Annotated in this window: 14 protein-coding genes; 1 reads left to right on the top strand and 13 read right to left on the bottom strand. The window is 47.0% G+C overall.

The window, feature by feature from the left end; translation table 11 throughout:
* Positions 1-385: 385 nt before the first annotated feature.
* The gene (locus tag EDC16_RS11595) at positions 386-1267 is read left to right on the top strand and encodes an ISAs1 family transposase (protein WP_132968012.1); all 882 of its coding nucleotides are present in this window, start codon (positions 386-388) and stop codon (positions 1265-1267) included.
* Between the two features lie 314 nt (positions 1268-1581).
* Here the strand turns inward: EDC16_RS11595 and EDC16_RS11590 are convergent, their stop codons facing one another.
* From EDC16_RS11590 to ccmA, 13 genes are read right to left on the bottom strand one after another with little or no spacing between them, the layout of a single operon-like run.
* Positions 1582-2244, bottom strand: a complete 663-nt coding sequence (locus tag EDC16_RS11590) for an NAD(P)H-dependent oxidoreductase (protein WP_132968011.1) — start codon at positions 2242-2244, stop codon at positions 1582-1584.
* A 45-nt stretch (positions 2245-2289) separates the two neighbouring features.
* Positions 2290-2748, bottom strand: a complete 459-nt coding sequence (locus EDC16_RS11585; protein WP_132968010.1) for a DMT family transporter — start codon at positions 2746-2748, stop codon at positions 2290-2292.
* A complete protein-coding gene (glnB, locus tag EDC16_RS11580; RefSeq protein WP_139609227.1) occupies positions 2748-3086 on the bottom strand; it encodes a nitrogen regulatory protein P-II in 339 nt (112 codons plus the stop codon). The genes EDC16_RS11585 and glnB overlap by 1 nt, the downstream gene beginning before the upstream one ends.
* Positions 3083-3679: a molybdopterin adenylyltransferase gene (gene mog, locus EDC16_RS11575; protein WP_132968008.1), complete on the bottom strand. Its 597-nt coding sequence runs from the start codon at positions 3677-3679 to the stop codon at positions 3083-3085. Before mog ends, glnB begins: the two co-directional genes overlap by 4 nt.
* A 30-nt stretch (positions 3680-3709) precedes the next feature.
* On the bottom strand, positions 3710-4612 hold the full coding sequence (ccmI, locus tag EDC16_RS11570; RefSeq protein ID WP_132968007.1) for a c-type cytochrome biogenesis protein CcmI: 903 nt from the start codon (positions 4610-4612) through the stop codon (positions 3710-3712).
* Positions 4609-5067 (bottom strand): cytochrome c-type biogenesis protein, encoded by a 459-nt coding sequence (locus EDC16_RS11565; protein WP_132968006.1) that lies wholly within the window; start codon positions 5065-5067, stop codon positions 4609-4611. The genes ccmI and EDC16_RS11565 overlap by 4 nt, the downstream gene beginning before the upstream one ends.
* Complete coding sequence (locus tag EDC16_RS11560; RefSeq protein WP_132968005.1) at positions 5055-5621, bottom strand: DsbE family thiol:disulfide interchange protein; 567 nt, start codon at positions 5619-5621, stop codon at positions 5055-5057. Before EDC16_RS11560 ends, EDC16_RS11565 begins: the two co-directional genes overlap by 13 nt.
* Complete coding sequence (locus EDC16_RS11555) at positions 5614-7587, bottom strand: heme lyase CcmF/NrfE family subunit (RefSeq protein WP_132968004.1); 1974 nt, start codon at positions 7585-7587, stop codon at positions 5614-5616. Before EDC16_RS11555 ends, EDC16_RS11560 begins: the two co-directional genes overlap by 8 nt.
* Entirely contained in the window at positions 7584-8153 is a 570-nt protein-coding gene (ccmE, locus tag EDC16_RS11550) for a cytochrome c maturation protein CcmE (protein ID WP_132968003.1), read from the bottom strand. The genes EDC16_RS11555 and ccmE overlap by 4 nt, the downstream gene beginning before the upstream one ends.
* Positions 8150-8359, bottom strand: coding sequence for a heme exporter protein CcmD (gene ccmD, locus EDC16_RS11545; RefSeq protein ID WP_132968002.1), 210 nt, complete (start codon positions 8357-8359; stop codon positions 8150-8152). The genes ccmE and ccmD overlap by 4 nt, the downstream gene beginning before the upstream one ends.
* Entirely contained in the window at positions 8356-9108 is a 753-nt protein-coding gene (locus EDC16_RS11540; RefSeq protein ID WP_132968001.1) for a heme ABC transporter permease, read from the bottom strand. Before EDC16_RS11540 ends, ccmD begins: the two co-directional genes overlap by 4 nt.
* 33 nt (positions 9109-9141) lie before the next feature.
* Complete coding sequence (ccmB, locus tag EDC16_RS11535) at positions 9142-9804, bottom strand: heme exporter protein CcmB (RefSeq protein WP_132968000.1); 663 nt, start codon at positions 9802-9804, stop codon at positions 9142-9144.
* Positions 9805-9837: 33 nt separating this feature from the next.
* Positions 9838-10485: a cytochrome c biogenesis heme-transporting ATPase CcmA gene (gene ccmA, locus EDC16_RS11530; RefSeq protein WP_132967999.1), complete on the bottom strand. Its 648-nt coding sequence runs from the start codon at positions 10483-10485 to the stop codon at positions 9838-9840.
* Between the last annotated feature and the right edge of the window lie 82 nt (positions 10486-10567).

The raw sequence follows: 10567 nt of genomic DNA, 5'->3' as shown, positions 1-10567 counted from the left end.
TGCCGATGGTAGTGTGGGGTCTCCCCATGTGAGAGTAGGACACCGCCGGATTTTACCGAACACGAAAAATACAAAGAACACGAAAGTAAGTAAAGCGATAACTCCTAGCAGTGATGTTAGGGGTTTTTTGCGTTTGTGGCTACTATGCCAATTGAGGCTAATGAGGCTAATCGTGGTTAAAGTGCGGTTGACCGCACTTAGCTTGTATCGAACTTGTATTCAACAAGCGTAAGCGTTGATTAAAAAGCCAGCATTCCCCTTCATTTCTTAGCCGACATCAAGAAAACTGCAATAACGATTGTTCAAAAACCGCCTATCATTTTATAGTAAATATAACGTAAAACTGTATAAGGTGTGTATTGTTCGTTATTGTTGAGGAGGCGTTATGGATTTTTTTCACTTTTTTGCGCAGCCGGAGACCGAAAATAGTCATGATAGCCAACCTTGTCCTATATTGGAGTTGGCGTTCTTAACCATGAGTGCGGTGATATCCGGTGCAAAAACATGGCAGGATATTCGACAATTTGGTGAGCAACACCTGTGTTGGTTACGCCACTATTTACCCTTTGCTCAAGGGATTCCCTCTGAAGCAACGATAGCCGCACTGCTCAGCAAACTACACCCCAGCCAATTTAATGATATTTTTATCAATTTTATTAATGAACTCCGCCAAGCCAAACAGCTTGCCCCCATTCCGCTGGACGGTAAAAACCTACGCAACAGCTTCGGTCATGAGGCAAAAAGTGCGCTGCACACGATTACGCTGCAGCCTAAACCGCATGGGCTCATCGTGGCACAGCCGAAAGCGCCACGCTGGCGTAATGAGCAGCAAGGCGTGTTGGAAGTGCTGGCGGCCTTAAGGTTAAGACGCGCCATCGTCTCGGTGTATGCCTGCAACACCCAGAAAAAAATCGTCCGGCATCTGTGGGACAAGCAAGCGGATTATGTGGTTGCCCTGAATAATAACCATCGTGCTTTTCGCCAAGAAATCGCGGCCTATTTTCATAAAATGGAGAGAAAAGCCCCGCAATCGATTGAGGATTACCACGACTTAACTACGGGACAGCAGTATAAACAATTACCCGTTGGGGAATGGCTGACTGAACCGATGCAATGGGGCGGAATCAACGTAGTGCTGTGTGTTGAGCCGGCAGCGCAATTAACCTTGGCCAGAAAGTCGGAGTCTAACGCAGCCTGTTATATCAGTAGCCTCAAGGCGGGATTACCGCAATTTGCCGAGAGTATCCGCCGGCCATGGGGCGCTTAAGAAAAATAAAGCGCACTGGATGTTGGATGTGGTGTATCGGGATGAACGGGGGCTGATAAGTAAAGACAACGGGGAGAAGTGCATCACCGCATTACGTTACTATGCGCTGAATTTAGCCCGGCTGCACCCGGCTCGCTGCAGCTTGCGCATGAAATTAAAGCGGGCAGCGGGCTCGCAACCGTTCCGGGAGGCGCTGTTGTTTGGCGAGGGGAGGCCGGTTGATTGACTGAACTTTTAGCAAAGCTACAGGGGGAAAAGTGCGGTCAGGGTACAACCGCACTTTGATGTATTTAGTGTGATGTTGGACATCTACTTCATTTAATATAGCTCACCACATCGTCAAAAGCGCGACGAGTTTTAGCACGAGGTTCACCGGCACGATAGCCAAAAGCCGCCATTACGCTGAGTTTAAATGCTTGTGGGTCGTATAACCCTTTTTCTACTAATGCATTATTCAGTTTTTCAAGTGGGAAGCCTTCAACCGGGGTTGAGTCAATCCCAATCATAGCGGCACTGGTCAGCATATTGCCCAAGGCGATATAACACTGGCGGCTTGCCCAGGCGTAATACGCTTCCTCTGTATTTAAATTAAATTCATTTTCACAAAAATTGCGGTAAAACCCCTCATATAATGCGATCACTTCAGCGGGTAATTTCATGATTTCTGCCCGTTGTTGGCGAATGTATTCACTACCGGGTTGTAATGCACTTTGTTGGCGAGCCAAGATCACAACAAAATGGCTGCAATCCATGATCTTATCTTTAGCTCCCCAAGCAATGTCACGAATCAACTCTTTAATTTGTTGATTCTCAATCACGAGAAAACGCCAAGGTTCCAGTCCAAAGGAGCTGGGAGATAAACGGGCTGTTTCTAGAATAAAAGTCAGATCGTCTTGGCTGATTTTTTTATTGGGATCGTAGCTTTTGCAAGCGTAGCGGTTGTGGTAAGCGTCTAAAATTTGTTGTTTTGATATCATGTTAAGTTCCTAAAAAATAATTTAAAAAGTATAGTGAAATCAAGATTATGATTTAAACCATTTGTCGCCATAAAAGAACAGTGTCATGCCGATAAACACAACAGTTAATCCAATAAATTTCCAGAGGGTTGCCGAGCGTATGGGCATTGAGATTAAGCCGTAATGATCAATTAACATTGCCATAATCAATTGCCCGACAATGATAAAAAACAGCATATTGCTGACCCCGACTTTTGGTGCAAGCAATACGGTGGTAAACACAACCATTGCGCCCAAAGGGCCGCCGATCCATTTCCACCAAGCTTGATGAGGTAAGTTGACCCAGACTTCGCTGAGGTTGGCTTTACTTAGCGTAATGAATAGTAGCAATAGGGTGCCGGTAAAGAAGGAGATTAATGCCGCAACCACAGGCTGATCGCCAACGGCTTTGCTGAGTTGACTATTGATCGCAGCCTGAGTGGCGAGTGCTAATCCGGCTGCGAAGGCAATCAGGTAGAAAAACATTACAACGCGTCTTCGTTTTCTTCTGCGGTGCGAATGCGGATAACCCGTTCAACATCATAGATAAAAATCTTGCCGTCACCGATTTTTCCGGTTTGCGCCGTTTCGATAATAGTATCGACGCAAGCATCCACTTGTTCGTCAGCAATCACGATTTCCAGTTTAACTTTAGGTAAGAAATCAACCATATATTCAGCGCCGCGATAGATTTCAGTATGCCCTTTTTGACGACCAAAACCCTTTACTTCGGAAACCGTCATGCCGGTAATGCCCACATCGGATAAGGCTTCTCGTACGTCATCTAATTTGAATGGTTTGATAATCGCTTCGATTTTTTTCATGTTGATTCCTTATATTCTTTGCGTGCTGATTTAGGGCGGAAACTTTCAATGATGTCTGGCACTGTATCAATATAAATGCCGTCGATCAACTGCAAACAATATGGAATGGCGCTAAAAATACCGTTGACCAATACTTTGCCGTATTGATCTTTAACCCCTTCGAGCGTCTCCTTAATGGCTTTCGGCTGACCGGGCAAGTTAATGATCAGGGATTGTTTCCGAATCACGCCAACTTGACGTGATAAAATCGCTGTCGGCACAAAATGCAGGCTCACTTGGCGCATCTGTTCACCAAAGCCCGGCATTTCCCGATCAGCAATGGCTAGTGTTGCGTCAGGCGTGACATCACGTTTGGCTGGGCCGGTGCCGCCGGTGGTAAGCACCAAGTGACAATGGTGCTGATCAACCAGTTCAATTAAGGTTTTCTCAATTTCGGTTTGTTCATCAGGAATTAAACGGGTTTCGACAGCAAAAGGTTCGGTTAAGGCATTTTCCAACCAACGTTGTAATTCCGGAATTCCTTGATCGGCATAAATGCCTTGCGAGGCGCGGTCGGATACTGAAACCAAGCCGATTTTTAACTGTGTTTGCATCTGAATCTCTTCCTTTATGTGTGGCTTAATTTATGGATTAGCCGCTGGCTGTTGCTCTTGTGCCTTCAGTTCGGCAATGGCATGGCTCATACTGCGCTGAATCAATGGAATTCGCTCATCGTCAGGCGGTAATTGGCGCAGCATCATTTCCCACGACATTAATGCCATTTTATAATCTTCTTTTTCAAACGCACTGAATGCCAATAAACTGAGCGCCTGAATATTATTATGATCTTGCTTAATCACTTCACGCAACAACAATTCTCCGCGTGTTTTATCATTCTCGTCTTGTGAGAACATTAACACTCTGGCATAGCTTAACTTATATTCCGTATTTTCCGGCGCAAGTGCGGTGGCGCGTTTATAGCTGTCCAGCGCCAGTTGTCCATTGCCGGCTGCCATGCCAATTTGACCGAGCAACCACCAATTTTTATCGTTATCCGGTGCCTGTTGCAGCTCAGCGCGCAGTGCGATAGTAAATTGTTGCAGCTCTTCAGTGGTTAACGGCTGTTGCTGTTCTTGTGCTAAACGTTGTTGCAAGTGCGGTAGCTGAGCGTGGGCATTTTCCAGCATACTCTCGCCATGCCATGAACCGACACTAAAATAGGTGACCAAGGCAATAGCTGTTAAGACTAATGTGCCAGAAGTGAACCAGATTTTTCCGTTTTTCAAGCGACTGTTTTGCATTTCAGTTTGTTGTAACGGAATATCGTTTAGCAGCCGTTGTTGTAATTCGTTTTCACTCTGTTGCGGATCGTCCAGTAAGCCTTGTTCATTATCTTGTTTTAACTCTTGTAGCCGATCGTAATAAAAGGCACGATTCAGATCTTGCTGCTGAACCGCATTTTTATTCTTACTTTTAGCCAACAACGGATAGAACGCCAACAATGCGGTGATGAGGGTGAGCAGTAAAAAAACGAGCCACAACATTATTTTTTCTCCTTATCGTCGGGCTGTAGAATCTTGTTCAAACGCTGCTGATCAAGCGCAGAATCCGCTGACTGATGTCGCAAGTGCGGTTTGCGTCGGAATAAAATCAAAATGCCGATTAACAACAATGCTGCGGGAATCAGCCACAAGAGCAGTGTTGACGGCGCCAGCGGTGGATCATATGTGACAAAATTACCGTAGCGCTGCACCATATAATCAACCACTTCTTGTTTGCTTTTGCCTTGTTGCAGCAATTCATAAACTTTAGCCCGCATATCGGTTGAGATCGTAGCATTCGAGTCTGCGATATTATTATTTTGACATTGCGGACAGCGCAGTTGCTGGGTCAGCTGCTGATAAGCCTGTTCTTGTTGCGGTGAGCTGAACTCATAACTATCGATCGCAGCAAAAATCGGCAGGCTGAACAAAAAAACGAATAAAACGATTAGCTTTTGCATGCGCTCTCCTCGCGCTGAATTTTTTCAAACAGCGATTTAAACTTCTCTTGCCAAACGGTTTCGTTCATATCGCCGGCATAGCGGTAGCGAATCACCCCTTGGCAATCGATCAGGAACGTTTCCGGTGCACCGTAAACTCCTAAATCTAAGCCGAGCATACCTTTTTGATCCAAAATATTCTGTTGGTACGGATTGCCTAAATTTTTCAGCCATTGTGCAGCTTTGCTTGGGTCATCTTTATAATTGATACCGACAATGGTGATATCTTGCTTGGCGAGCTGGTTTAAATATTGGTGTTCGGCATAGCAGGTTGGACACCAAGTTGCCCAGACATTTAGCAGCAATGGTTTACCTTGTTGAAAAATGGCCTCAGTAAGCGCTTGTTCCCCGTCTTGCAGCGATGGCAGTTCAAAGTGCGGTACGGGCTTGCCGACCAGTGCAGACTCCAATGTTTTCGGATCTTCACCGGCGGAGTTGCGCACCAGTTGCCAAGCAAATACTAACACTAGCCCCAAAAATGCGAATAGTGGCACAAACAGTTTTTTATTATTCATAGACATCTCCTTGCTTGGTGTTCTGCCGAGCAATTTTGCTCAAACGGTAACGGCGATCCAGCATTGACAACAAGCCGCCCAGTGCCATAAACAGTCCACCAATCCAGATCCAGCGGATAAACGGTTTGTAATATAAGCGCACTGCCCAAGCGCCATCGTCCAGTCGCTCGCCAAGTGCTACATAAATATCGCGCCCAAAGCCCCAATCGATTGACGCTTCGGTCATACTCATCCGGCTGACGGTGTAAAAGCGCTTTTCTGCGTGCAGCATAGTTTGCAGTTTGTCGTGTTTAAATACTTCGATTTGCGCTTTCACACCTTCGTAGTTGGCACCGTTATGTGGCGTGACGCCTTGAAACACGAAACGGTAATCAGCGATTTGTACGCTGTCGCCGCTGTTCATGCGAACATCTCGTTCAATGCTGTAATTTTGGCTGAAGGCGATACCGAATACCGTCATCGCCACCCCCACATGGGCGGCAATCATCCCCCAATGGGAACGAGAAAGTTTGCTTAAGCCCTTAACAAAGCTGTGACGGTGAGTGGCTCGTTGCTGCATTTCGTATAAGCTGAGCAGTAAGATCAGGCTTGCCATCATCACGCCCAACACGGCGGTTGTAGTGATGCGGTCAAATAACAAGTGCGGTAATGCGAAACCGCAGACGACCATGATAATTAGACTGATTATCACGGGTTTGCGAATAGCGCTGACTTGATCGCGTCGCCATTTGACCAGTGGGCCGATGCCCAGAATAAACGAAAACGGCACCATCAAAATTAAAAACATTTGATCGAAAAACGGCGCACCGACCGATATTGAGCCTAGTCCTAATTGTTTGTGTACTAATGGCAGCAAGGTGCCGATCAATACAATCGAAAGTGCGGTCATCAAAAACACATTGTTGAGCAGCAGCAGGCTTTCACGCGAGTAGCGTTCGTAGTGAGTGGTCGAACGGATTTGATGCCCTTTAACGGCATACAGCGCCAGTGAGCCACCGATGACCACGACCAGATAGGCGAGAATATATAATCCTCTGGTTGGATCAGACGCAAAGGCGTGTACTGAAACCAAGATGCCGGAACGGACTAAAAATGTGCCGAGCAAACACAGTGAAAATGCCAAAATCGCCAATAATACTGTCCACGCTTTGAAACTGCCACGTTTTTCGGTGACTGCTAAAGAGTGAATCAGCGCCGTGCCGGCAATCCATGGCATCAAGGAGGCATTTTCTACCGGATCCCAGAACCACCAACCGCCCCAGCCCAGTTCGTAATATGCCCACCAAGAGCCGAGTACGATTCCAAGGGTTAAAAACAGCCATGCCGCCAGTGTCCACGGGCGTGACCAGCGTGCCCAAGCGGTGTCTAATGTGCCGCCGAGTAAGGCAGCGATTGCAAAGGCGAATGCCACTGAAAAACCGACATAGCCCATATACAGGAGTGGTGGGTGAAAAATCAAGCCAACGTCTTGCAACAACGGATTCAATTCACGACCGTCGACCGGAAAATCGGGGAAAGTGCGGTCAAACGGGTTAGAGGTAAAAATAATAAACACCAAAAAACCGATGCTGATCAAGCCCATTACCGATAACACGCGTGCAATTGCTTCTTGCGGCAGGCTCTTGCTAAAAATAGCGACCGCTGCCGCCCACAGTGACAGCAGCCAGATCCACAATAGTAACGAGCCTTCGTGCGATCCCCAAACAGCCGATAAGCGATAGTGCAGCGGCAACGTGGTGTTTGAGTTATTAACAATGTACTGAACGCTGAAGTCGTTTATCGCAAACAGATACGCCAGTGCCGTGAAAGAGAGCGTCAGGCAGAAAAACAGGCTGAATGTCATCGGTTTTGCCAGCGACATCAGCGTTGCATTATTGTTGCGACAGCCGTAAGCCGGTAACACGGTCAACAGCACAGCAAGCGCCAGAGACAATGCCAGTGCATAATTTCCTAGTTCAGCGATCATTTGGTTGCCTCAGTTTTATTGGCGTCGATGGTTTGTTGCAAATGTTGTTGAAATTTATCCATATTTTGCTGGTCTTTTTCTGAAACGTTTTTCAAATCTGCGGCAGAAACACCCATCGGTTGATGGACTTTCTGCATTTGGCTTTCCAGCTCCGGCGGTACATAATTTTCGTCGTGTTTTGCCAATACTTCATGGGCTTTTAGGGTTTTTTCATCAATCAACACCCCTTGCGCCACAATGCCTTGCCCTTCACGGAACAGATCCGGCAAAATGCCTTCGTATTCCACTGTCACGGAGGGACCGATGTCATTGAGATCAAACCGCACTTTCAGGCTGTTTGGATCGCGCACCACGGTGCCTTCCACCACCATACCACCGATTCGCAAACGTTGTCCCGGTTGTGGTTTGGTGTCACTTTTGTGATCTTTGCCATAAATCACTTCAGTCGGGGTATAAAAGAGATCGATATTTTGTCGCAGCGCATACAGCATCAAACCAACGGCAATCGAAACACCGAGCAACGCTAGCAGTAATAGACTCAGGCGAGATTTGCGTCTTGGGTTCATTGCTGTTCTCCTTGTCGAGCTTGTTGAATCCGTTGCTGGCGTGCTTGTTCTTTAGCAATTTGTGTCAGTAAACGTTTTTTGTCATTCAGGCTGACCGCACTTAGTATCACGATTGCCAGCAGTGAAACGCCATAACAGAGCCACACATAGAAACCGTAGCCGCCCATATTCAAAAAATCTTGCCAAGTTTGGAAAAACGGGGTCATTTTTTCCCTCCAATAAATTGATTAGCCAAAGCCTGCACCCAAGGACGCTTTTGCTCTTCTTGCAGTAAAACATTGCGATAGCGGATCAGGGTTAGCCATAAAGATAAAAACAGAAAACCCAAAATGGAAAGCAGCAACGGAATCAACATTGACGTTGCCATTGACGGCTTTTCAAATTTGGTGATGGTAGCGCCTTGATGTAAGGTGTTCCACCACTCGACCGAAAAGTGGATAATCGGCAGATTTACCACCCCGACCAATGTCAAGACAGCAGCCGCTTTGGCAGCACTGCGGCGATCCTGAAAGGCGGAATACAGCGCTAAAATACCGAGATATAAGAAAAACAGGATTAATGAGGCGGTTAAACGGGCATCCCAAACCCACCAGGTTCCCCACATTGGCTTGCCCCAAATCGCACCGGTAGCAAGGGAAAGAAAGGTTAATACCGCCCCAATCGGTGCCATGGCGATCATTGAAAGGTAGGCGTGACGAATCTGCCAAATCAAACCGACCGCAGCGGCAACAGCCATGGAAGCATAGATTCCCATCGACCAAATTGAGGCTGGAACATGCACATAAATCATTCGAAAGCCATTGCCCTGCTGATAGTCGGCTGGGGCAAATGCCAAGCCCCAAACCCAAGCAATAGTCAGCAATAACAAGGCGAACACGCCGGCATAGGGCGCAATGTTGCCGCAGATGCGGTATTGGGTTTCGGCTTTAGCGTAAGGGTGTAACCATTTCCACATGCTCTATTTCACTCCATTTTATTCAGTTTAAATTTAATCAAGGCTGATACGCAGTGCTGCTGCAATGGCAAAAGGTGCCAGACTGACACTCAGCGCCATTATCGCGCCCAAAATAGCCAGCTGTCCGCTGTAATCAAGCTGTAGTTGTGCCGCATCCAAAATTGAGGCGGAAAAAATTAATACCGGAATAATTAACGGTACCACTAATAAACTCAGTAAGACGCTGCCTTTGCGCAGCGCAACCGTCAACGCCACGCCGATAGCACCAATGGCACTCAAGGTTGGCGTGCCAAGTAGCAGGGTTAAAATCAGCGCCCACCAAACCGTCGGTTCCAATGACAGCAGCAACGCAGCAATCGGTGAGAGCAGAATTAATGGAACAGCCGTCAGCAACCAATGGGCGCAGACTTTTGCCAACATGGTCAGCGGTAAAGGGTATGCCAATAGCATCAATTGCTCCAACGAACCATCACGAAAATCATCGGCAAACAGCCGTTCAAACGCCAATAACGCCGACAGCAGTGCGGCAACCCAAACAATGCCCGGGGCAATGCGGGTCAGCAATGCCGGCTCCGGGCCGATTAACAGTGGAAACAGGGTGATCACCAGCAGAAAAAACCATAACGGATTCAACAGCTCGCTCTTTTTTTGCCAAGCGATTTTTAATTCACGTTTGATGATAGGGAAAAAAATCATTCCAGATTATCCTTTCTACTCTGATTGACCACGTCAGTCTTGACAATCACTTTTGAAGGGCTGCATTGACAATCGTAGTAAGCGCTTACTTTCAAGCGCTTGATGGCTGGTCAAGATCACGATTCCCCCTTGGTGGCAGTGCTGTTCAAAAAGTGCGGTCAGCTGTTGTTGTCCTTGTTTGTCGATCGCTGTAAACGGCTCGTCTAAAATCCACAGGGGTGCTTGGCTCAGCCATAAACGTGCCAGCGCCACTCGTTTTTGTTGCCCGGCAGACAGGCGATAGACCGCACTTTCCTCATAACCACACAACCCGACTTGCTCCAACGCCTGCCAAATAATCGCCTCACCGGCTTTGCATGGGCTGATCTGTTGATAAAATTTTAAATTTTGGTAAGGGGTCAACTCACTTTTCACACCACTGGAATGCCCTAAATACAGCAGCTGTGCCAAATAGCTGTCGCGCGATTTGAAAATATCCAACTCGTTCCACCGCACTTCTCCCGACAACGGTTGTGAAAGTGTGGTTAAAATCCGCAATAGGCTGGTCTTCCCAATGCCATTGTGTCCTTCCAACTGCACAAATTGCCCGCTTTCGAAGACAGCAGAAAACGCAGCAAACAGGCGTTTTTCGCCGCGTTGGCAGCTTAAATTGTGTAGTGTCAGTCGGTTTTTTTCAAACATGGCGCAAATTTATAAATATTCCTTAAAAATGAAGCCAGATTTTAGCATAAGTGATTGATTAGTGATAACTATCCGAGAATAT

The organism is Testudinibacter aquarius (genome assembly GCF_004342725.1).
Lineage (GTDB): Bacteria > Pseudomonadota > Gammaproteobacteria > Enterobacterales > Pasteurellaceae > Chelonobacter > Chelonobacter aquarius.
This window is presented reverse-complemented; position numbering and strand designations above follow the sequence as displayed.